14 protein-coding genes are annotated in these 23,077 nt (G+C 64.9%); 7 read left to right on the forward strand and 7 right to left on the reverse strand.

The features are described from left to right. Positions 1 to 125 precede the first annotated feature (125 nt). Positions 126 to 335 carry a DUF6444 domain-containing protein gene (locus tag IEZ31_RS23170; protein WP_190252031.1) on the forward strand — a complete coding sequence of 70 codons (210 nt, stop codon included), beginning with the start codon at positions 126 to 128 and terminating at the stop codon, positions 333 to 335. Positions 336 to 844: 509 nt separating this feature from the next. On the opposite strand, the gene IEZ31_RS23175 is transcribed toward IEZ31_RS23170, so the two are convergent. Continuing rightward, positions 845 to 1,477 carry a hypothetical protein gene (locus IEZ31_RS23175; RefSeq protein ID WP_190252032.1) on the reverse strand — a complete coding sequence of 211 codons (633 nt, stop codon included), beginning with the start codon at positions 1,475 to 1,477 and terminating at the stop codon, positions 845 to 847. A 1,129-nt stretch (positions 1,478 to 2,606) separates the two neighbouring features. On the opposite strand from IEZ31_RS23175, the gene IEZ31_RS23180 reads away from it, so the two are divergent. Genes IEZ31_RS23180 through IEZ31_RS23200 form a run of 5 tightly spaced genes read left to right on the forward strand, consistent with a single transcriptional unit; the run spans position 2,607 to position 16,371 of the window. Next, the gene (locus IEZ31_RS23180) at positions 2,607 to 6,167 is read left to right on the forward strand and encodes a DUF8742 domain-containing protein (protein ID WP_229835761.1); all 3,561 of its coding nucleotides are present in this window, start codon (positions 2,607 to 2,609) and stop codon (positions 6,165 to 6,167) included. Beyond that, positions 6,164 to 8,902 (forward strand): DUF1156 domain-containing protein, encoded by a 2,739-nt coding sequence (locus tag IEZ31_RS23185; RefSeq protein WP_190252033.1) that lies wholly within the window; start codon positions 6,164 to 6,166, stop codon positions 8,900 to 8,902. Before IEZ31_RS23180 ends, IEZ31_RS23185 begins: the two co-directional genes overlap by 4 nt. 6 nt (positions 8,903 to 8,908) lie before the next feature. Then, on the forward strand, positions 8,909 to 12,277 hold the full coding sequence (locus tag IEZ31_RS23190; RefSeq protein ID WP_190252034.1) for a Swt1 family HEPN domain-containing protein: 3,369 nt from the start codon (positions 8,909 to 8,911) through the stop codon (positions 12,275 to 12,277). 4 nt (positions 12,278 to 12,281) lie between these two features. Then, positions 12,282 to 14,264 (forward strand): GmrSD restriction endonuclease domain-containing protein, encoded by a 1,983-nt coding sequence (locus tag IEZ31_RS23195; protein ID WP_190252035.1) that lies wholly within the window; start codon positions 12,282 to 12,284, stop codon positions 14,262 to 14,264. Further along, positions 14,257 to 16,371, forward strand: a complete 2,115-nt coding sequence (locus IEZ31_RS23200) for a hypothetical protein (RefSeq protein WP_190252036.1) — start codon at positions 14,257 to 14,259, stop codon at positions 16,369 to 16,371. The genes IEZ31_RS23195 and IEZ31_RS23200 overlap by 8 nt, the downstream gene beginning before the upstream one ends. 20 nt (positions 16,372 to 16,391) lie before the next feature. On the opposite strand, the gene IEZ31_RS23205 is transcribed toward IEZ31_RS23200, so the two are convergent. Together IEZ31_RS23205 and IEZ31_RS56755 are read right to left on the reverse strand one after the other, a co-directional pair. Continuing rightward, positions 16,392 to 17,840, reverse strand: coding sequence for a site-specific integrase (locus IEZ31_RS23205; RefSeq protein WP_190252037.1), 1,449 nt, complete (start codon positions 17,838 to 17,840; stop codon positions 16,392 to 16,394). Then, positions 17,837 to 18,127, reverse strand: coding sequence for a helix-turn-helix transcriptional regulator (locus IEZ31_RS56755; RefSeq protein ID WP_229835762.1), 291 nt, complete (start codon positions 18,125 to 18,127; stop codon positions 17,837 to 17,839). The genes IEZ31_RS23205 and IEZ31_RS56755 overlap by 4 nt, the downstream gene beginning before the upstream one ends. Before the next feature lie 65 nt (positions 18,128 to 18,192). Here IEZ31_RS56755 and IEZ31_RS56760 point away from each other — a divergent pair, with 65 nt between their 5' ends. Beyond that, positions 18,193 to 18,855, forward strand: coding sequence for a hypothetical protein (locus IEZ31_RS56760; RefSeq protein WP_229835763.1), 663 nt, complete (start codon positions 18,193 to 18,195; stop codon positions 18,853 to 18,855). On the opposite strand, the gene IEZ31_RS23215 is transcribed toward IEZ31_RS56760, so the two are convergent. The 4 genes from IEZ31_RS23215 to IEZ31_RS23230 form a co-directional block, all read right to left on the reverse strand. Then, positions 18,800 to 19,639 carry a replication-relaxation family protein gene (locus IEZ31_RS23215; protein ID WP_190252039.1) on the reverse strand — a complete coding sequence of 280 codons (840 nt, stop codon included), beginning with the start codon at positions 19,637 to 19,639 and terminating at the stop codon, positions 18,800 to 18,802. The two genes, IEZ31_RS56760 and IEZ31_RS23215, sit on opposite strands and share 56 nt — an antisense overlap. Before the next feature lie 1,023 nt (positions 19,640 to 20,662). Further along, positions 20,663 to 20,968, reverse strand: coding sequence for a helix-turn-helix domain-containing protein (locus IEZ31_RS23220; RefSeq protein WP_190252040.1), 306 nt, complete (start codon positions 20,966 to 20,968; stop codon positions 20,663 to 20,665). Positions 20,969 to 21,030: 62 nt separating this feature from the next. After that, complete coding sequence (locus IEZ31_RS23225; protein WP_190252041.1) at positions 21,031 to 21,375, reverse strand: hypothetical protein; 345 nt, start codon at positions 21,373 to 21,375, stop codon at positions 21,031 to 21,033. A gap of 415 nt (positions 21,376 to 21,790) precedes the next feature. Then, the gene (locus tag IEZ31_RS23230) at positions 21,791 to 22,789 is read right to left on the reverse strand and encodes a hypothetical protein (protein ID WP_190252042.1); all 999 of its coding nucleotides are present in this window, start codon (positions 22,787 to 22,789) and stop codon (positions 21,791 to 21,793) included. Positions 22,790 to 23,077: the final 288 nt, after the last annotated feature.

The raw sequence follows: 23,077 nt of genomic DNA on the forward strand, positions 1-23,077 counted from the left end.
AGTCCCATGGTGATCGTGACAACGCCGTCAGCCTCGCTGAGTCCCGCCAGGTGACCATTCAGTCCACAGGTTCTTGATTGAGTCGATCTTGATCTTGGTGGGTGGTCTGAGGCATCCTGGGTGGCGTGTTCAAGTCGACGCCAGTCGCTGAGCGGCTTGCTCGGCTTGAGGCATCGGTGATCGAGGTGCTGACGGGGCGGGTTGCCGAGTTAGAGCTGTTGCTTGGCAAGGATTCCCGAACGTCGTCGAAGCCGCCGTTGTCGGACGGGCCGGTCAGGGCGGCCGCTGCCACGGCAGCAGCTGCCGGGCCGGCCGCGGGGGAAATGGCCCGATGATTCCGGGTGCACGTTGCGGCAGGGTCGAGTAGCCCAGTCGGGTGCTCACCCACCATCCCGCACCTGCGACGGTTGTGGTGCTTCGCTGCGGCGGGAGCCGGTGAAGTCGGTCGAGGCCGGCAGGTGTTCGGCCTGCCAGCAGTGAGCCTGCGGGTGATCGAGCACCGAAGCACCGCCGCTGCTCGTGCGGGACGGTCATGATGGCGGCGCCACCGGCCGGGTTGGAGGCACTGACGCAGTACGAGCCGCGGGTGCGGGCGGTCGGTGCATATTTGATCTGCCTACGATCGTCCTGCGAGGCCCTGGCCGGTCTGCTGGGGGTCGGCATGTCTGCCGGCACGCTGATGTCCGTGCTGGCCGGGTACCAGCGACGCGCTCGGGGGGTTTTCTGGCCGCGGTCCGAACTGGATCGCCGTCGGTGGCGCACTTCGAAAGAGACCGAGCTGCGGATTGCCGACGCATCGGCGTGGGTCGACTCGGCGTCCACCGACACGCTCGCGCTGTTGGCGCTAAACCTGATTCTCGCCCTCGGACCATCCGAGAAGTCGCAGCGCCTTTTCGGTCAAGCCCCCGCCTGCCTGGCCGGATTTGCTGGGCGTGAGCACGCCGCGCCTACGCGCCTCGGCAATCCGGTTTCCCCATGTACCTGCCATACCGCCGAACCGAGCGGCAAGTGCTTTGACTGGCGTCCGTTCGCCAGCGTCAAGTAGTAGGGCGTATTCGAGGGCCAGACCTGCGTAGTCCTTGTCCGTGCGCTCGGTGCCGCCCCGTCGGTCTGCGAGGAACGCTGCGAGCCGTGCGTCGCTGGGGCGAGCCAACTTGACAAACGCCTTTGCGGCGCTTCGGTCCGCTCGGTTTCCGGCGGCACGCCGAGCCTCTGTGAGCAGCCCCCCGATGGGGAGCGCGCGAATCGTTCGGGATGTCATGCTGACCGTGGCGTCGAGCGCCTGAATGGCGAAGGTGACCATGGACCACCCGCCGGCCTGGGTCCCAACCGGTACCAGGTGGAAGCCGACCGATTGCCCCTCATGACGCAGTACGACGAACACGCCGCGGCCGTCTGCGGCTGGCTCGACTGTTGGCCACGTGTTCTTGCTGGTCGCTTGGTCGATCGCATCGCTCACGTTCTTGATCTTCGGCACGGGTAAAGCGTACGTGATGGCGTGTACAGGCATAACGGTATGGTGCTCAGCACGATAAACGATTAGGCCTGCATGCAACCGTCACGATTATCCCTCATGAGGGGAGGTGTACCTGCTTGACGGTGTGCACCACGGACGCTGTGCCATCAGAGGGCAACCGTGAGCCAGTGGCTCACCAGTGGGGATCGATCACGGTGAGGCGCTGACAGCGACCGCACGCCGGATCGGCCGAAGCGGAGCCGCCATTGACTCTCGAGGGCCGCCCGCCTGTGCGGCCTCTTCGTGGCACCAGCCGGGCGACAGCCAGAAGACGGTGCAGAGCCAGACCGCGACCGGTCGGGTCCAACCCGGCCCGAGGGCGTAGCGGGCGGCGACTACCTGGGCCTGGGCGGCGCCCCAGGTATGCGACCCGTTGGGCTGGTTCGATTCGACCGGTCGATTGTCGACGAAGTCCGCTGGGAGTTCGCCAGCCAAGGTGGCCTGACGGCTGACAACTGTCATGGTTGGCAAGCAGGCCTTCACTCGTCGGTCCGCGGTCCACCGTTCAGTACATATGGACAGTAAGGCCTCAGCCGTTCGTCGTGGATGACGACGCATGAGACGGACTCGTTAGCCGTTGGCTTCTTCTGCCAGCGCTGTCGCTCTAGGTAGTCTAATCCCGACTGTCGACACGAAACTGGGAATTGCTGGAGGATGCTGGAAAATCTATCGTCATGCGCATGGTCAAGTCCGCAGGGTTGCTGGAGCGGCCGATCGACGAGTTGCATGCCGCCGCGCATCAGTTGGCGACCGCGGGCGACAAGCTGGCCGTCCGGTCACCAATGCGCAGGGCGAAGCATGATCGGGCGACGCCCGAGTGTACTTGCCGAGTCCGTTCCTGCAAGGCCGTTCTCCTGGCGTCGGCCGACCACTGGCGGCGCGGCGCCTCCCGCAGACGGCTCGTTGAGAGCGTGACGCGGTTGCCGCACTCGTCGGTAGCTCCGGTGATGTGCGACAAGCACCTAAAAATTCTGTTCAGCTGTGTCGCGTCGCCGTCGTGTCAGAGTGAGCTAGATCTGACCGCTAATGTCGTAGTCTGCGGTTCTCCGAACCCCCATGTTTCGGACGTTCTTCTTGGAGGGCTGCTGCCTTGAGCACCGACTCGCGGGGAAACGCCGCTTCGCCGGGTGAACGGATCGACGTCAAGCTGGAGGATCTGACGCCCGGGGCACGCGTGGGCGGAATCGTTGTCGGGGGTCAGGTCGTTGTCATCGACGTCAAGTGGCATGGGTCAAACGCGGTCACTGTCACCTATCGCAACGACCATGGCCACGCAGATCAACGGCTGCTCTACCGGGATCATGAGCCCTCCTTGTCCATCGCAGCGGCTGCCCGCAGCTACGCGTTCGACGGTGACTCAGCGTTGTTCCGTCTCGCGGCCGAAGCTCTGCGCCTTCGAATGGCCGCGCAGTTCGACCCGATGCTGGCGGTGACAACCAGCGACCTCGACCCACTGCCCCATCAGATCAAGGCCGTCTACGGCGAGCTGCTGCCGCGTACGCCACTGCGGTTCCTGCTCGCCGACGACCCGGGCGCAGGCAAGACCATTATGGCGGGCCTTTACCTCAAGGAGCTGCTGCTCCGGGGAGACCTGGCTCGCTGTCTTATCGTCACCCCTGGCAGCCTTGTTGAGCAATGGCAGGAGGAGCTGCTCGACAAATTCGGGCTCCGATTTGAGCTGCTCACCCGTACCCTCTTCGACTCCACCATTGACGGGTCGGTGTTTGATCGTGTGCCTTTCCTGATCGCGCGTATGGACCAACTCTCCCGCGCCGACGACCTCAAGGCGCAGCTGGAGCAGTCCGACTGGGACCTGGTGGTGGTCGACGAGGCCCACCGCATGTCCGCCCACTACTTCAGCGCTGAGTTGAAGACCACCAAGCGGTATGAGCTCGGCCGGTTGCTAGGCCGGGTGGCCCGCCACTTCCTGCTGATGAGCGCGACGCCGCACGCCGGTAAGGAGGAGGATTTCCAGCTCTTCATGGCGTTGCTCGACGCCGACCGATTTGAGGGCCGGTACCGCGATGCGGTGCACTCGATCGATACTGATGGACTGATGCGTCGCATGGTCAAGGAGGAGCTGCTGACCTTCGAGGGCAAGCCGCTGTTCCCGGAGCGAGTCGCAGAGACCCTGCAGTACCAGCTCTCACCAGGCGAACGGGACCTGTACGAGACGGTAACCCAATACGTCCGTGAGGAAATGAACCGGGCCGAGCAGCTCAAAGCAGAGGGAGAGGGGCGGCGAGGAAACACTGTTGGTTTCGCTTTGACGGTGTTGCAACGCCGTCTCGCATCGAGCCCTGAGGCTATCCTGCGTTCGCTCGAACGCCGACGCCGCCGACTGGAACAGCGCCGCCAGGAGATGATGGCGATGCGCGGCATTGGCGAGTCAAGTCTGGAGAATCGCCTCGCGGAGCTGCTCGGCCGAAATGCCGAGGTCGCGGAGGAAACGCTCGACGATCTGACCGGCGAGGAGCGTGAGGAATTCGAAGAGGGCGTGGTGGACGCCGCGTCGGCAGCCCGTACCGTCGCCGAGCTCGACGTTGAAATTAACGTCCTGGCAAACCTGGAGGAGCTTGCGCGCCGGGTTCGTCGGGCCGGAACCGACAAGAAGTGGACCGAGCTGCGCAGCCTCCTACTCGACGACGAGTCGATGTACGAGGCTGACGGCTCCCGACGGAAGATCATTATCTTCACCGAGCACCGCGACACCCTCAACTATCTTGTCGACCAGATCCGCGACCTGCTGGGCCGGGACGACGCCGTCGTCGCCATACACGGCGGAGTACGTCGCGAGGCCCGGCGGGCGGCTCAGGAACTCTTCACCCAGGATAAAGACACGGTTGTCCTAGTCGCCACCGATGCGGCCGGTGAGGGACTGAACCTGCAGCGGGCTCACCTGATGGTCAACTACGACCTGCCGTGGAACCCCAACCGGATCGAACAGCGCTTTGGCCGTATCCACCGCATCGGCCAGACCGAAGTCTGTCGACTGTGGAACCTCGTCGCTGTCGATACCCGGGAGGGCGCTGTCTTCCTCCGATTGCTCGACAAGGTGGAGGAGCAACGGCGGGCGTACCGTGGCAAGGTTTTCGACATTCTCGGGGAGGCGTTCGAGGCTCGGCCATTGCGCGAGTTGCTGGTGGAAGCGATCCGTTACGGCGACCAGCCCGAGGTTCGAGCCCGGCTCGACCAGGTCATTGACGCCGAGGTTAGCGCCGGCCTCGACAAACTCCTCGCCGAGCGGGCGTTGCACCACGAGTTGCTGGCTGAGTCGGATGTGCAAGAGCTGCGGTTGCGTATGGAGGAGGCGTACGCCCGCCGGCTCCAGCCGCATTACGTGCAAGCGTTCTTCACTGAGGCGTTCCGTCTGCTAGGCGGCGTCATGAGCTCGCGAGAGACCGGTCGCTTCGAGATTACTCACGTGCCGGCCGAGGTTCGTGACCGGGACAGGCAGATCGGCCTCGGCGCCCCGGTGCTGCGACGGTATGAGCGGGTCTGCTTCGAGCGCGAACAGGTGCGCGCGCCGGGCAAGCCTAAGGCTGAACTTATCGCGCCAGGTCATCCACTGCTGGACGCGGTCGTCGACCTCATCGTCGAGCGGTATGGAACGCTGTTGAAACAGGGCGCGGTGCTCGTCGACGGCAACGACACGGGCGAGGAGCCGAGGCTGCTCGTCGCACTGACCCAGCAGATTACCGATGCCCACAACCCGGCGCGGACCATTTCGAAGCGATTCGAGTTCGTCGAGATCCGTCGTGACGGTGCGGCAGAGTCGGCAGGCCCGGCTCCGTACCTGGACTATCGACCACCCGCAGCGGACGAGGTCTCGCACTCTCAGGTCGTACTCAACGAACCATGGCTGGCACGCGGGGCGGAAGACGTCGCGGTCAGCTGGGCTGTCGAGCATGGAATGAGCGAGCACTTCAGCGAGGTGCAGGCGCGGGTACAGCAGGCCGTCCAGCGCACCCGGACGCACGTCCGCCAGCGCCTCACTCAGGAGATCAATTACTGGGACGCCCGCCACGCCGAGCTGCTGGACCAAGCCGCGACAGGCCGAACATTGAAGATTAATCCAGAGACCGCCATGCGGCGTGCTCGAGACCTGGAGCGCAGGCTCGAGAAGCGGCTAACCGAGCTCGACGCGGACGCTGCGCTACGGCCGCTCCCTCCCGTTGTCGCTGGCGGTGCGCTCGTCGTTCCGCAGGGGTTCGTCGACCGACTAACCGGGCGACGCGACAAGCCGGTGCTGACGTACGCCAAGGACACCGCCGAGGTGGAGCGGCGAGCCATCGCCGCGGTAATGGCCGCCGAGCGCCGACTCGGCCGGGAGCCATTCGAGATGCCGCACAACAACAAGGGGTTCGACATCCGCTCGCTTACCCCCGATGGGCATTTCGTTTTCATAGAGATCAAGGGCCGCATTCTCGGCGCCGATGACTTCACTGTGACTCGCAATGAGGTTCTGTACGGCAAGAACGCTGAGCGGTACCGGCTGGCATTAGTGAGCGTCCACCCGGACGGGCCGGACAAGGACGAGATCCGCTACGTCCTCAACCCGTTTCAAGGATTCGACTTCGGCACTTTCGCCGCGGACGGCGTTCGCGGCAACTGGCGTGATATGTGGGACAAGGGAGAACCACCACTATGAGCGATACATTAGCCCTGGCCAAACGCAAGCTCATCGAGGTGGCGCTGCCGCTGGAGGCAATTAACCGGGAGTCGGCACGGGAAAAATCGATCCGGCACGGACATCCATCGACGCTGCATCTGTGGTGGGCGCGCCGACCGCTCGCCGCGTGTCGGGCGGTGCTCTTTGCCCAACTCGTTGACGATCCCTCATCGCATCCAGATCGGTTCCCGACCGAGGAGGCTCAGGCAAAGGAGCGCCGCCGACTGTTCGATCTGGTCGAAAAGCTCGTCGTGTGGGAGAACGCGAACGATGAGGCGCTGCTGCTGCAGGCGCATAAGGAGATCGCGGCGTGCTTTGACGGCAAGCCACCCGCGATCCTTGACCCCTTTGCCGGCGGTGGATCGATTCCGTTGGAGGCCCAGCGTCTTGGGTTGGAGGCGCACGCAAGTGATCTCAACCCGGTTGCGGTGCTTATCAACAAGGCTCTCATCGAGATTCCGCCCAAGTGGGCGGGGCGTCCGCCGGTGTTTGCTGGCTCTGCCGAGTCGCGGCTGGGTGACTGGCCTCGAGCCACCGGCCTAGCCGAGGACGTGCGCCAGTATGGAAACTGGATGCGAGACGAGGCCGAGAAACGCATCGGCCACCTCTATCCCAAGGCAAAACTTTCGGATGGCAGTAAGGCAAACGTGATTGCGTGGTTGTGGGCGCGTACCGTGACCTGCCCGAATCCCGCTTGTCGGATGACTGTACCACTGGTAAACAGCTTTACAGTGTCGAGCCGGAGCGCTAGAAAGGTCCATGTCCGACCTGTTGTAAGGAGCGACCGGATCGATTTCGAAGTGGAATACACCTCGCGTCCAAGCGTCGCTGGTACGGTTTCCCGATCGGGCGCATCGTGCTTGTCATGTGGGTCCACGATGCCGTTGTCTTTCGTTCGCGAAGAAGGACGTGCAGATCGGTTGGGGGCGACTCTCATGGCGATTGTCGCGGCGGGAAAGCGCGAGCGGATATACTTGCCACCGACGGTTGAGCATATTGATGCAGCCTATGTGCCTAAACCGGACGGCATTGTCGATGTGGATCTCCCTGATATGGCGCTTGGTTTCAGGACCCAAGCTTACGGTCTCACCCGCCAGAGCGACTTCTATTCTCCTCGCCAGCTTACGGCCGTGGCATGCCTTAGTGATTTGGTCGCCTCCGCTCGGAGTCAGTGCCTCGCAGACGGCGCTGAGATCGAATATGCGGACGATCTTGCGGTTTATCTCACTCTTCTGATAGGCCGGGTCGCGAATCGCAGTTCGAGTCAGAGCTTTTGGCACCCGGGTCGAGAGACGGTCGAACAGGTATTCGCGCGCAATGCTATGCCTATGATCTGGGTCTATGCAGAGGCGAACTTGTTCTCAGATTCATCCGGGAACATTTTAGGCCAACTTGATTACCTGGTATCGGCAATTGAAAGAGTCCCTGCTTCCGGGGTTGGCATAGCAAGGCAAGGGGATGCGACGTCCTTGAGTGCGGACGGGGTTGTATTCTCAACCGATCCGCCCTATTACGACAATGTTCCCTATGCGGATCTTTCTGACTTCTTCTACGTATGGCATCGTCGATCGCTGGGTCGCGTCTTGCCGGAGCTCTATGGGACTGTGGTAACGCCCAAGGCGCAGGAACTTATTGCGGAACCCGCGCGTACAGGCTCACGTATTGCGGCGGCGGAATTCTTTGAGTCCGGGCTTAGGGAGGTATTCGCCAATGTCGTACGTGGTCAAGACCGTCGCACACCATTTGCCGTATTTTATGCGTTCAAGCAATCTGAGACTGATGAGAGTGGAACGGCTTCGACCGGATGGGAGACAATGTTGCAGGCGTTGATTGACGTCGGCGCAACTATCACGGCGACGTGGCCTGTCCGCACAGAATTGTCCGGCGGCCTCCGCGAGCTCGGCCGCAACGCTCTTGCCTCGTCCGTCGTTCTTGCCTGCCGCAGTCGGGCCGATGCCGCTCAGCCGACCACGAGGAGGGGCCTAATTCAGGCCCTTCAGGCTGAGCTGCCAGGTGCTTTGCGCGCACTACAGCAAGGATCAGTAGCGCCTGTGGATCTCGCGCAGGCGGCGATCGGGCCGGGCATGGCCGTTTTTACTCGGTATCGAATGGTTGTCGAGGCCGACGGATCATCGATGAGGGTTCGTACGGCGTTGGCATTGATCAATCAGGTTCTCGATGAGGTGCTGTCCGAGCAGGAAGGCGACTTCGACACCGACACCCGCTTTTGTGTGAAATGGTTTGACCAGTTCGGCTGGGATGAGCAGCCCTTTGGTCGCGCCGACGAGCTCTCGCGATCCACGAACACCTCCGTAGACGGGTTGGTCCGTGGCGGCATCTTCTGGGCGCGCGCAGGAAAAGCGCGGCTGATCGAGCAAAACGAGTTTTCGGACGACTGGGACCCCACCGCCGACGAGCGGATCAGCGTCTGGGAGGTCGTTCTTCGGCTCGCGAAGGCGCTCAAGGACAATGGCGCCGAAGAGGCAGCTCGTCTAATGGCCCGGGCGGGCCAACGCGTTGACCTGGACGCCGCCAAGCAACTGGCCTATCTGCTCTTCTCTATCTGCGAGAAGCGCGGCTGGACACAAACCGCGCTGTTGTTCAACGGCCTCGGTACCTCATGGTCGGACCTCTCGGCCGCCGCCCGTACCGGTGGTTCGCTCACCCCACCGCCCGTCCAGGGGCAGCTCGACTTCACCAGCGACGAGGAGTGACGGCACGTGGCGATCAGTAACCGTGACCGCGTTGGGCGCGGCTTTGAGCTGCTTGCTGCGGGCTTGGAGAAGTACGTCGACGACGCGATGCGCGCCGCCACGCCCGGCGATCGCGACTGGGCAGAGGTGCTCGAAGCCCGCGATGCTGCTAAGCATGGATCGTCCAGGACCTACGACAAACATGATCCGCAAGTGCAGCTCAGGGTCCTGACCGAAGAATGGCGAGTCTTCAAAGACAGGTTGTCACGCTCCGAGCAGTCCTTTGCTTCGGAATTGCGCGACGTCCGGAACCGTTGGGCGCACAATGCATCGTTCAGCCCGGACGACACATATCGAGCACTCGATTCGATGGAGCGGCTGCTGACCGCAGCAGGTGCTGCCGAACAGGCAGACGAGGTGCGGAAACTACGGTTGGACCATCAGCGGGCGCAGTACGAAACCGAGACCCGCAAAGCCGTGAAGGCGGCTACGGTGCCGACGGTTCCCGGGACCGGCCTCAAGCCGTGGCGCGAAGTCATTGCGCCCCATCACGACGTCGCCACCGGTCAGTACAACGCCGCCGAATTCGCCGCCGACCTGCACATGGTGGCGACGCGCAACCCGGACGTCAGTCGCGAGTACAGCAATCCGGTGGCGTTCTTCCAGCGCACCTATCTGACCGAAGGTCTCCGCGATCTGCTGGGACGTGCGGCGCGGCGGATTACAGGTGACATGAACGCCAGCCCGATCGTCAACCTGCAGACCAACTTCGGTGGCGGCAAGACTCACTCGATGCTCGCGCTGTACCACCTGTGCTCGGGACTTCCGGTGACGGAGTATCCGCAGGAAGTGCAGGACATCATTGGTGACGCCAAGCTGCCGGATGCGGGCAAGGTCCAGCGAGTGGCTCTCGTCGGCACGCATCTCATGCCGGGGAAGTCCAGCGCAAAGGATGATGGCACCGAGGTTCGCACCTTGTGGGGTGAGCTGGCTTGGCAGCTTGGTGGCCGCGCGGGATTCGACCTGATTGCTGAGGCAGACCGTACTTCCACGAATCCCGGAGAAGCGCTGACGCAGCTCATCTCAACGTACGCGCCTTGTCTGATCCTCGTCGACGAGTGGGTCGCCTACGCTCGTCAGCTCTACGGGCGTGACGATCTGCCGGCTGGCACGTTCGACACCCAGTTTACGTTTGCCCAGACTTTGACCGAGGTTGTCAAGTCGATCCCAGGCGCGCTTCTCGTCATCTCGATCCCCGCCTCCGACACCGCCTCCGGGCAGGACACCGCCACCGGCGGTAGCGATCTAGAGGTTGGCGGTGCGAACGGGCAGGAGGCATTGCGGCGGCTTCAGAACGTTGTTCGCCGGGTCGCTGACCAGTGGCGTCCGGCGTCGGCGTACGAGTCGTTCGAAATCGTGCGGCGACGGCTGTTCGCGGCACCTGACGCAGCGGCGAAGCGCGACATTTCCGCGGTAGCTAGGCAGTTCGTCCAGTTCTACGCCGAACATCGCGGGGAGTTTCCGCGCGAGTGCGGGGAGATTGCGTACGAGGAGCGCATCAAGCGCGCCTATCCGATCCACCCTGAGCTGTTCGATCGGCTCTACGAGGACTGGTCGACGCTGGAACGGTTCCAGCGCACCCGCGGCGTACTGCGTCTGATGAGCGCCGTCGTGCACACGCTCTGGGCGCGGGGCGACGCCGGTCCCCTCATCATGGCCGCATCAGTGCCGCTGGACGTTCCGACGGTCGCCAGTGAGCTGACGCAGTACCTGCCGGACGCGTGGAAGCCTATTATCGATGCAGATATCGACGGCGAGGGTTCCACGCCCGCCCGCGTCGACGGTGAACGGCCAACGTTCGGCTCCCGCGCACTGACCCGGCGCATCGCCCGTACGATCTTCGTAGGCGCGGCGCCCACCCTCCACACGGCGCATAAGGGCATCGAGCGGCAGCACGTCTGGCTCGGCGTGGCGGTCCCCGGGGATACCGTCGGCAACTTCGGGTCCGCACTTGAGGTTCTCGGACAGCGTGCTACGTACTTGTACGTAGACGGGGCACGCTACTGGTACGACACCCAAGCGTCGGTAACCCGCACCGCGCAGGACTTCGCCGACCGGTTGCGCGAACACCCGGAGGAAGTGTGGGCAGAGCTCGTGCGCCGGCTCGGCAAGGAACGTTCGTCCCGTGGTGACTTCGCGGCTGTGCACCCGTGCCCTGAAGACAGCGGAGCGGTCCCTGACACCGAGGAAGCGAAGCTGGTTGTGCTGCACCCGCAGTACAGCCATGCGCGAAGTAACACAGACTCGCCAGCGCTGCGCTTTGCCCAAACCTGCCTCGACACCCGGGGCTCGGCTCAACGCATCAACCGTAACGCCGTGGTCTTCCTTGCGCCAGACAACCGGCGGATGGAGGAGTTGGCTGATGCCACCCGGGACTTCCTTGCCTGGCAGTACATCTGCCAGCGGGTAAACGAGCTCAACCTCACTGCACAGCAGAAGGCCATGGCCGAGCGTCGCCTCAGGGCCGCCGACGAGACCGTCGACCTGCGCATCCCGGCGGCGTATATCTGGGCCCTAGTACCTGAGCAGCCCGATCCCGGACGCCCTTCTGATTGGCAGATCGCCAAGGCGGAGGGCGCGCAGCCGCGTCTCGCAGATCGGGTAACCACGAAGCTGCGTCAAGGTGGGTTGCTCGCCACCACCTACGGTGCCCGGAACATTCGCATGGACCTCGACGGGCCGCTGAAGTCAGCCTGGAACCGAGGGCACGTCTCGGTAGGCGACCTATGGTCCTTCTACCGCAAATACCCCTACCTCACCAGGCTGCGCGACCGGTTGGTGCTCGACACCGCGGTCCGGTCAGTACTTGATGATCTGACGTGGGACGCCGAAGGGTTTGCGCTAGCAGAAGGGTTCGACGAGACGGCGGCGCGATATCAGGGGCTGACCATCCCGCATACGGGCAGCTTCGGGCTCATCTCGGATTCGACATTGCTGGTGTCGCCGTTATTGGCGCGGCAGCAGCAGGACGCCGAGCGGCCGGAGCCTCGACCGAATCCCGATTATCGTAACCAGCACGAGAACAAGCGCAAGGACCCGCATACGTCCCAGAAGGACGACGAGAAGGTTCTTGTTCCCCCTCTTCCGGCGCCGGCCCTGGAGAATGTCCGTTTCTTCGGCGTCATGCAGTTGAATCCCGAACGCTACAGCCGTGACCTCACCCGTATCACACAGGAGGTCTTGCAGCACCTGGCCGCGGTCGACGGGGCGCAACTTCACGTCAGGGTAGAGATCAGCGCTGTCAAGCCCGAGGGTTTCCCGGACGACAAGGTGCGCATCGTGACGGAGAATGCCAAGTCCCTTAAATTCGAGCAGTTCGGCTTCGAGAAGGACTGATCGCATGCCTGTGGAGAAGACCGAGCGTGATATCGCGACGCTCGTCACCCAGGTGTCGAGCGGCGAGATCAGGCTGCCCGAAATCCAGCGGGCGTACGTCTGGAAGCCCACGCAGGTCGCGAAGCTGATCGAGTCGTTGTACCGCGGCTACCCGTCGGGCTCGCTGCTGTTTTGGCGGACGATGGAAACGCCTGAGACTCGCGCTGTCGCTGCGAATGCACCGACGGAGAAGCCTGCAGTGCTTCCGCTGTTCCTGCTTGACGGGCAGCAGCGCCTCACATCGCTGCATCGGGTGCTAAATGATCATCTAGAGGCGCAGATCGTGTTCAATGTGGAGACTGAGGCGTTCCAGAACCAGAGTGCCGCGACCCGGCAGGATGTCAGATGGGTCAAGGTCCACGATCTGGTCCGCAAGGACTGCGATCTGTTCGAGGTCTCGGAGCGGTTCAACTACGACGACATGAAGATCCCGCGCAGGGTGGTTGGCCAGCGGCTCCAACGCCTTGCGGCGGTGCCGAAATACGGCTACCACATGGAGATCATCACCGACCTACCGTATGAAGAGGTGGCGCAGATCTTCGTGCGGGTCAACAGCGGTGGCCGCTCCCTGAAGACCACTGATCTCGCGTTGGCCACTCTCTCCGCGCGGTGGCCGGGCGTGTTGGCAAAGCTCGAAGGCGAGGCGGCGTACTGGCGCGAGCGTGGGTACGGAGAACTAGATGCGACCTTCCAAACCCGGGCGCTGACCGGCGCCGTGCTCGGCCGAGGGCTGTCCGCATGGTCGCATAGCCGGCTCGTTGCCGCGACCGATGAGGAACTGGAGAAGGGCTGGGCCACCGTCCAGCGCGGGCTGCGCGATCTGGTGCCGCTGCTAAAGAGCAACCTCGGCATCAGCCATGGCAGCCTGCTGCCGTCAATCAACGTCCTGCTGCCACTGGTGGTGCTTCTCGGCGAACGCCCGAAGATGCCGCTCGATACCGAGACTGCCAACGGCATTCTCTACTGGTTTCTGGTGGCGACGATTCGCAACCGGTACAGCAGCAGCGCTGACACCCTGCTGGGTCAGGACATCCCCGCGACCCGCGAGCCAGAACCCGTCAAGCGGCTCCTAGCGAACCTCGGACTCGTCGGTACGAGTGCTGATGTGCCGGCGCAGGCGCTGGTCAGCCGTTCCGTTGCCAGCCCGTACTTCTTCCTGAGCTTCCTTGTGGCCAGGAACAATGGAGCCAAGGACTGGTTCCACGGCGTCGGGATCGATCTCGGCGCTGAGGACGGGCATAAGCTGGAATATCACCACATCCATCCTCGGGCCACGCTCAAGGATCTGTACTCCAAGGCGGAGATCAACGATCTCGCCAATTTGGCCTTCATCTCCGCGACTGCGAACAAGAAGATCAGCGACCGATCGCCGGCGAAGTACTTCCCGTCGCTCGGCGACGCCGAGCTGACCGCACACCTCGTTCCCCTCGACGAGAACCTACGGACCGCAGACGCGTACCCCCAATTTCTGGCGGCTCGTAGGGCGTTGCTAGCGACAGCCATGACCGATCTGCTCAACAAGTTCCGTCCTGCATGGCTCGATCAAGTTGCAACTCAGAGCGACGACCTCGAAGGTTGCAGCCTGGAACTCACACGGTTCGAGAGCAGTTGGGACGAGCCGAAAATGCTCGTCCACGCGCATGACCATGACCAGGTCTGGCGAGCGACGCTCTCCGCTACCGCACTCGATGACGCCATCACCCAAGCCGAGGACGGTATTTCAGCCGACCTGGAGGTGGATGGACAGCAGGTCGCAGTGCGTAGCGACAACGAAACCATCGAGGTTGAGCTTGGGCCCTTCGTCGTGACGGGAACAGCCCAGGATTGGAAGGCGGCATTGCAGCGGGAGCGGGACGAGGCCCAGCCGTTGTCGAAGCTGCCGGTTTTGACGCCGCCGCAGCCATGGAGTGGCCTACGTCGACGCTTCCCTGTGACGTCAAGTGAGTAGCCCGTGGCAACCGAAGCAGCAGCCTGGCAGTGCGCTCGTCTACCGCACCCATTTTTCGACGCACGCGCCTGATCTGCGGCGGCAGGCAGCCGAACAGTTCAGCGCCTGGCTAGGCAGCAAGGGGCTGCCGGTCACTGCCGAGTCTCTGCTCCACGGGGCGAGCGCGGAGACCGTCGCCGCGGACGGCACCCAACGCGCGGCGCAGGGCAGTGTCGCCACGTTCGTCGATCGCGGCCGGCAACGCGAACTGCGCGCCGTGGCGCTCCGGCTAACCGAATGCCTCCGTGACGGCAGCACGTGGACCACGTCAGTGACCGTCGCGACGCCGATCGTCACCGAGCAGGGCAGCCTCTTCGCGGATCCGCCGCGCGAGCCGCAGCAGCTCTTCGAGCTCACACCGGACACGACAATGTGGCCGGAACAGCCATGGGCCTGGCTCGATCTAGAGCACGTCCCGGCAGACGGCTCGCCGATCCGGCCCGGAAGCCCACGTCTCGTCCGTGATCTTCTGGCGGCGGTCGAAGGTACCGATGGAACGCTGCCGCTTACCTCGGACGTCCTGGACATCACTGAGAACCACGTCAACGAACTGTGCGGCTGGCTGTTCGACACCACCCGGCGGGTGCCGGTCATCGTATTCACCCCGGACCCGGTACATCCCGATGCGCAGGAACGCTTCGGGAACCGGCTCGCCCGCGATGTCGCCGGAGTCGCTGTCGTCGTCCGGCTCGTGGACGCGGTCGCGGCCTCGGCATTCTCGCGCAGCGTTGGCCCGCATCTGCAGGTCTACGGCGGTGCGATGCGGACATACCTGCCGGGCCTGCGTCCCAACGAACCGTTCCCAAAACGCCACCGGGTGCTCTCCGCGGCAACGATGCGGGCAATGGGGCCGCGAGCCGCCAACGCCGTCCGCGACCAGGTGCTGTCGTTGTCCACGCGCCGCACGCCGCCGCCCTCGTACCCGCTGGTCCAATTGCTGCTGGCGCAGGCGTCTGCGCATCGACGTCGCATCGAACGCCCACAGCCTGCTCGACCGTCGACGTCGCACCAGCCCACGCTGATCGATATCCAGCCGAAACAGGCAACATTGCCAGGCCTGGACGAGCGGCTTCCCGTAGCTCGTGACACCACCCTCACCCCGTCGGTCGCCACGCACGAGGCGAACGTCGTGCTGCGGACCGTGCTGGGTGGGGCTGGCGTCGATCTCTCCGCCGTACTGCCGACCACGCCGCACAGCAACGCCCGATCTGTCGAAGCGGAGCACCGAGCCCTCCAACAGGTCGTGCTCGGCCTCGCCCGCAGCGCGCGATCAGTCGCCGCAGACTTCGTCCAGGACAGCGGGCTCACCGGCAAGCTGGCAGAGTCCGAAGAACTCAACACACTGCTCTACGCCGACATCGAGGTCCTCAGCGATCAGCTCCGGGAACAGCAGAAGTCGGTCGACGAGGTGGAAGGCCTCCGCTTCGAACGCGAGTTCGCCGAACTTGAGCTGACCGAAGCTGAACGCGAAGCCGACAGGTTACGGGCCAGGATTCGTTGGCTCGAGACCGAGCTCGCTAAGTCGGGTCAGCACAAGTTCGGCATCGAATCCCCCCAGACCTCTTTGCCGGACCCGCCGGCCAGCGTCGCGGACGCGATCGAGCTCGCGCCGATCTACCTGCCGTACCTGGAGCTCGGTGACACCGCGCAGACGGGCGCGGATCTGGACGTACATCCGCAAGGGGAGCGCTGGGGGATCAAGATCTGGCAGGCGCTCGTCGCGCTCAATGACTACGCGTGTGCACGTTCTACCGGGGCGTGGTCGAACTCGTTCCATGCCTGGTGCCAGGCACCACCACCCGGTGGTGCGGCCATTCCGGCCACCTGGGTGGCGCTGAAGGAGTCCGAGACGACGGACACGATGCCGAAGTTGCGCGCAGCCCGGACATTCCAGGTTCCAGTCAAAGTGGACTCGTCAGGAAAGGTCTACATGGCGCCGCACGTGAAGATCCAGCAAGGCGGCTCCCCATGTCCCCGAATTCACTTCCACGATGACGCGGGCGGCCAGACTGGCAAGGTATACGTCGGGTACATCGGTGACCATCTGCCGACTGCCAACTTCGCCTGATCGGATCAAGCGAGCCGGCATCATCGCCGCCGCGGTACGAGCGCGGCAGCCGCCTCGGCGGCGTCCCGCGCAACCTGTGGGAGAACCGACGTGTAGGTGTTGGCAGTGAGCACGATGGTGGAGTGGCGAAGCATCGCTTGGACGGTCTTGATGTCGGCGCCGCCGGCGAGGGCAAGTGTGGCGGCGCCGTGACGGAGGTCGTGTAGCCGTACCGGTGGCAGGCCGGTTTCGGCGATGGCTTCCTTGAAGCGGCGGGTGACGTAGTCGGGGTGGATCATGCTGCCGTCTTCGCGGGTGAAGACGAGGCCGGTCTCGACCCAGGCCGCGCCGGCTCGCTCGCGTAAGCCGTCTTGGTGTTCGAGGTGCTCGCGGAGCAGCTGGGCGGTGATGGTGTCCAGGGCGATCGTGGCCTCGCTGCCGTCAGTCTTCGGAGCGGTGAGGTTGAGTTTCCACGCCTCGACGACGACTTGGTGCCGCACGGTCAGCGTGAGGGCGTCGAGGTCCAGGTCGGCGCGGTGTAGGCCGCACGCCTCGCCGCGGCGCAGTCCGCGCAGAGCGATCAGGTGGTACATCGCGTACAGCGGGTCGTCGATGATGTGGTCGAGGAACGCGCCGGTCTGCTCGGCGGTCCAGACCATGACCGGCGACGGGATGTGGCCGGTGCGCCGCCATTCGGCGACGCGCTGGTCGGTCCAGATGAGCGGCTTTGCCGACCGTACCGGCGGCAGTTCGACGTGGGTGGCGGCGTTGTACGTGATCATCTGGCGGCGCATGGCGGCGTTGAGCGCGGCGCGCAGGGCCGCCTGGATGCGTCGCTGTGCTGCCGGTCCGGCTGGCTTCATCGTGCGGCGGTCGCCGTCGAAGCGTCGGCCGAGGTTCAGGTCGGGATCGGCGAGGTACGCCTGGAACGCTTCGTTGTGGGCGTTGATCGCATCGAACATGGCAGCGACGTGTTTGCCGGTGAGGCGGACCAGTTTGATGTGGCCGAGGTGGGGCTTGAGGTACTTGCGGATGTTGTCGGCGTAGTTGCGGCGGGTCGTTTCGCGCAGTGAGCGGCGGCTGGCGAGCCACGCGTCGAGCCATTCGCCGACAGTGACGTCGTCGTGTTCGCCGTCGCTGTGCAGCAGTCGGCGGACGGTGGCCTGGTCGGGGAGCGGCTCGCGGCGGCTGATGGCGCCGACGATGAGGTCGCCGATGCGAATGGCGTCCTCGGGCTCGTCGGCGAGGGCGAGCAGGGTGCGGATGCGGTCAAGTTCGGCGTCGGCGTCGGCCTTGGTGGCGAAGCCGCCGCGGCGCAGCGGTCGGCGTTTGCCGTCTGCGGTGGGCGGGAGTTCGCACTGGTACTGCCAGACGCCGTGCGTCGGGTGCCACGAGCCGCCGGGACGGCGCAGCTTCGGGCATGAGCGGCCGTACGGGCGACCGGTGGCGGGGTTGGTGCAGCTGCACCGCTTGTAGGTGGTGCCTTTCAATCATGCCTCCTCACGGGCGGTCGGATCGGTTCGATCGACGCTTCACTTCGCCCGCCGGTCAAGTCGCCGGGACTGGCGGGGTCGACGATGGCGAGGAGATACGCGACTGCGACGCGGTAGCGGCGACCGACGCGCAGTACCGGGACGGGGAAGTCGCCGGCGGCGGCGAGGGCGTAGGCGGTGGAGCGGCCGATGCCGAGGACTGCGGCGGCGGTGGGCAGGTCGGTGACGGCGCCCAGGGCGCGGACGTCGGCGACGGTCCAGATCGACGGCTTGGTGGTGGACACGATCGTTCCTTTCGGAAGATTGGAATCGGCTCGCGTTTCGTTGCAGAGCCGGTGACTATTGCGGAGTGCGTGATCCGGCGCGGCTCGACGATCCCGAGAACTGGTCCGGCGGCTTCTACGAGTTCGACATCGAGCTCGGCCGAGCCGATCCGGTGCGCCTGCAGTCGGCGTTGACGGTGCTGTGGGCTGCCGCTGGTATCGAGGGCTGTTATGCGGATCCCCGAATGACAAACCGGCTGATGCCGGTACCGCTGAATGTGTCGTCACTCGAGGAGCACGGACTGCTCGCCGGGATCGTGACGCTGCTTTCCGGCCGTCGTGTCGTCTGTGCCTGCACTTCGGTCGAATTCGACGACGGCCAGCAGTGGCTGACCTTGAACCTTCCGCTCGGCGCTCTCGCTCGTACCGACCGGCGTATTGGGGCGTTTCCGTTCGGCGAGGGTGGCGGTCCTGTGTCGTTGCGCTGGCGGGATCAGCTCGACGCTTGGCTGGGTACCGTCGCTGATGCTGTCCACGCGGAGGCCGGGATCGCTGCGCGCTCATCGGGTTCGAGATTGATGCCGGGAATGACGCCGCCTCGTTCGCGGCTGGCCTGCCTGAGGAGCGGTGGGAGGCGATCGCGTTGCCGGGGCCGGGCGGCCTGGTCCACACGCCGGGCAACCGGTGAACGGGTCACGAGGCGGGTAGTTCTGCGAGGCGGTACCGGTACCAGCCGGCTTGGGCGATAGCCCACACCTCGCCGGCCGGTGACGATGAGTCGGCGCGGTGGCCGGTGGCGACCGGCACGATCGGCGGCTGGTCGGTCAGTATCCGTTGGAGGTTGCGTTCTCGAGCGGGGCTGTGCAGCCAGAACAGCACCGGCCAGACTCGGCCGAGATGGCGGGCAAGCGCGGTGTACCCGTCGAGCTTGTCGACGAGCGTGCCCAGTGGCTCGGTGCCGGTGTCGTACTCCAGGAAGAACGGCACGGTGACGCCGTCCTCGGTCCACTCGCCGTACCCGTCGGGGCGGACCCGCGGTTGGTATGCGCGCAGCACGACGGGATCGTCCGAGCGGACGAAGGCGCCGGGCCGCCGGCAGGCCGACTCCGACCACCAGGCGTCCAGGCTCGTTCCTGGATGGCTGCGGGCGTGGCCGGCCAGGTCGGTGAAGAACTGGTTGACGCCAAGCCGGTGCGCGAGGAGGTGCCCGGCGGTCCAGCGTCGTCGTTCGGTGCGGGCGTGTTCGCGCCGTGGCGGGCGCTCGCCGCGGGCGGCGGCGATGGTTTCGGCGCCGAGCTGTTCGATGACGTAGTGGTACGGGTAGGAGCCGCCGTCGGGCCGGTTCGGTCGGAACCGAGTGATCAGCCGCAGTTCGGTCAGGGTTCGTAGCCGTCGTTGGCAGAAGTCCAGCGACGGGAACAGCGCGTTGGCGATCTGGAACGACGTGAGCACGCCGTGGTCGTACAGCCAGCCGAGCAGGGTCCGATCCCGTTCGGTCAGGCGGACCTGGACGCGCAGGACGGGGTCATCCATGGCGCCTCCCGCCCCACCGGAGACCCCCTTCAGGAGGGTCTGTCGGAGTTGACCGGTACGGCCGTGACAGTGGCTCTGACCTGCGTCGTGAGCGCGGTGGAGGGGTCAGTCCGCGGGTCAGCTTGAAGGCTGACCCCATTGCGGACGGCGAGCGGGACGGTGGGGCTGACACCGAGACGTGTACGTCGGGCTCGGGGTGGCGAAGTGTGGTTGTGGACATGGTCGACTCCGGTTTGATGGAGGATCGTGTGCCCTGGGTTCGGATTGGGCTCGTCATCCCCCTATCCGGGTTTGTGAGCGCTGGCGAACGCCCCCTTCGCTCACAGCCGCTCACAGCGCGCGTCGTTCCGCTGTGTGAGCCGGCTGTGAGTGGACTGTGAGTGCGTGGGCACTGTCGCTGTGAGCGGCGTGTGCTACTTGGACGCGGCGGCTGTGAGCGCCTGTGAGTGGCGGAGGGTTGACACGACCCCGTCCGCGCCGGCGTCCGATGTCCGTGCTCCGACTGGCGACCGGTGACAGGAAGTGTCACACCATCCGGTTGTGACACCCGAGGGCCGTCAACGACATCGATCGATGTCACAACTGTCGCGCCGGCCTGTGGCACGGCGCGACGTGGGGGCTTTGACAGTGGCGCGACCCAGGACTCGGCCTTGGCTGTGACACCGTGACACGGCGGTGGTCGGCCACCGTGATAGCGCCATGATCAAATGTCAATCCGCAGGTCGGAGCGACATTGACATCGATGTTCTTCTGTGACATCAGGTGTTTGTCATTGGCGGTCGGCATGGCATCCGCGCTGGCGCCGGTGGCCCGCCGCTCACGGGTCAAGGGCCTGCCGCGTGAGTCCCTATGAGCGCGACGCGAGGGCGTGACACCCGCTGCTGTGAGTGTCATGTGCTACGGGCGCCGCGCCGTCACGCAGTCGCAGTGTCTCGATTGACATCGATCAGTGTCGTTGACATGAGACGCTTCGGCCGGCACGGCGTGACACGTGACAAGCGCAGTGACACCGCGACAGCAGTGTCACGATGTCCGCGTCGCTGTCCGGCCATGACGCCGGCGGCGCTCCTGTGCGGCGGTGACAGCGTCGGCGAGCACCGCGAGCGGCACGTCGAGTACCTCCGCCAGCACGGCCATCATCGGCCCGCCCGGCAGCCGCACCTCGCGTTCGTACCGCGACAGCTCATGCCGTGTGATCGTCGCCCGTCCGGATACCGAGCAGACCCGATCGGCCAGATCCCGCTGACTCAGCCCGAGCGTCCGCCGACGGCTGGCAACGAGCACACCGAAGTCGCTCACAGCGGCGGTACTGCTGATGATGTGCTGCATCGACGCTCCCGGGAAGTCGGTGGACGTCGATCAACGCTTGCCTTTGCGTGAAGGTCAAGTCGTCAGCCGGGTCGAGTGACCAGGGAGGCGATGAGCGTTGCGAGCCGAGCTGCCGGCACATCGAGGTCGGAGAGGCGTCGGCTGCGTCGAGCCAGTTCGTGTAGGTGCACTGCGGCATCGCGACGCGAGGCCCGCAAGAGCGGCTCGGAAAGCCGCCAGCCACCGATCTCGTCGGGAGGATAGGCGTCGATGATTTCCAGAAGACGGTAGACGTCCTTGACATCCCGGGCCTGCAGACGCGAGCCGTACGCGAGCGCCTTGATGACGAGCGCAAGTTCGACCGTGGGCACGCGCACTGTGAACTCCAGCGTGGCGCCGTTGAGCATCCGCGCTCTCGCGTCGATCACGTTGGGGTCGGCGGCCAGGGCAGGGGCGAGCCCAGGAAGCTGAGTCGAACGCGCGCCCGCCAAGTTCCTGAGTCGGAAGCGCCCGTCGAGGGACGGGATGAGCAGGTCGACGGTGAGCTCCGGAACAGGTCCGTACGCGACGGCGAGGTCGGGAACCGGCCTCGTGTAGCTGTTGCCGCTGGTGGCGGTATACCCGTGGTCGAGGAGCCGCTGATGGATGACGCCGAAGCCGGCGAGTTCGGTGGCGATGGCGGCATCGGCGTTACGGGGACGGGGAAGGCGGTCAGGAGCAGCGAAGCCATCTGCCCGCCGATGATGCGCACGTTCCGGTCGGCGGTGAACGCACTGATCTCCGCGAGCGATCGAATTGACACCTCCTCGGCGTACGCGGTGGCGGCGAGTTCGACGCGACGCCTTATGCCCACAGTCGCACCCGGAGTGCTCGCGCTCGGAGTTGGTCGACGGCTGAGTCAGCGTCCCCGCCGGGTGACCGGCGTAGATCCCAAGCCGTGATCAGCGGGTCGGTGTATCGGCGTGCGTTCCGGTCCCCTATGGACGGCGATTCGCGGGACATGGTCAGAACGGTCGGATCCCGAGGGGTGCACAATTCGACCGTCGCGTCCGCGGACCGCACGATCGTGAAGCCGTACTCCTCCAGCGGAGGCTGATCGATGGCATAGGCGACGAGGCGGTTCGGGCGTCGCCACGGGGCGTACAGGTCGGCGGCGAGATCGCCGGATACGGCCGGCCGGGCGTTGCTCCGGTCACGTGCAACCTCTTCGATGCGTTCAAGCTGAGCCGCAAGGTCTCCGGTCGACGCCCAGTACGTCGTCAGCCCGCGCGGCCCCGGATAGTGCGACATGAACCGATCCCAGCACCCCGCTCGGTCTACAACCTGCCAGCCGGCCGGTGTGCGAGCCACCAAATCGTCGGGCAGCGGGAGTTGCTTGCCGATCGCGACGTGCGACATGCCGAGCCGGCGGGCGATCTCTGACTGCGACATGGGCTCGTCGGGGCTCAGCGCGAACAGCCGGAGCATGGCCAGCCGGGCCCAACTTATGCGCCCCGGGTGTGCTGGACCGGCCGGCCGTTGTTCACCTGCCCCGTGCGCCTCTCCCTGGAACAGGACGACGGCATCGTCAACCGCCGCATAGGCGATGCGGTGATCTCGCTCGGCAGCCCGATTCAGGGCACGCCCCGCTCGCGCGACCACGAAGAGCAATCCATCTACGTGCGGCCGTATCGCCGCCACGGCACGGTCGATCTCCTGAGGGCTCGGCGAGTGACGCAGCAGCATTACTTGATGACGTGACCATCGGCCATCGCTGGTGCCGATCTCGACCTCGGCACTGCCCGTGACCCGCCGATCCAATCCGACATCCAGCAGCAACTCGACACCGTCGCTACTCTCCACCGAGCCATTGTAACCTACCTAGATGTCCGCCATGTAGGTTACATCAGCGCCTACTGCCTGCCGATTCGCAGCAGCGTGCGTACGTCGGAAGTGAAGAGCGGACACCGGGACGTGACGGTCGGCCGCCGACACCGTATTGCTCGTCGTCGTTGTCGGGATTTCCGCGTCGTGCATGAAACGACATTTATCGTCACCTTGACGTGAACTTCGATGGCGACCTATGGTCTTCTCGTCATAATGACGAGAACGGTCGCACGGAACTAGCCATGCCTCCAGACGTTTGGACGG

This window comes from Dactylosporangium sucinum, from assembly GCF_014647515.1.
Classification (GTDB): Bacteria; Actinomycetota; Actinomycetes; order Mycobacteriales; family Micromonosporaceae; genus Dactylosporangium; species Dactylosporangium sucinum.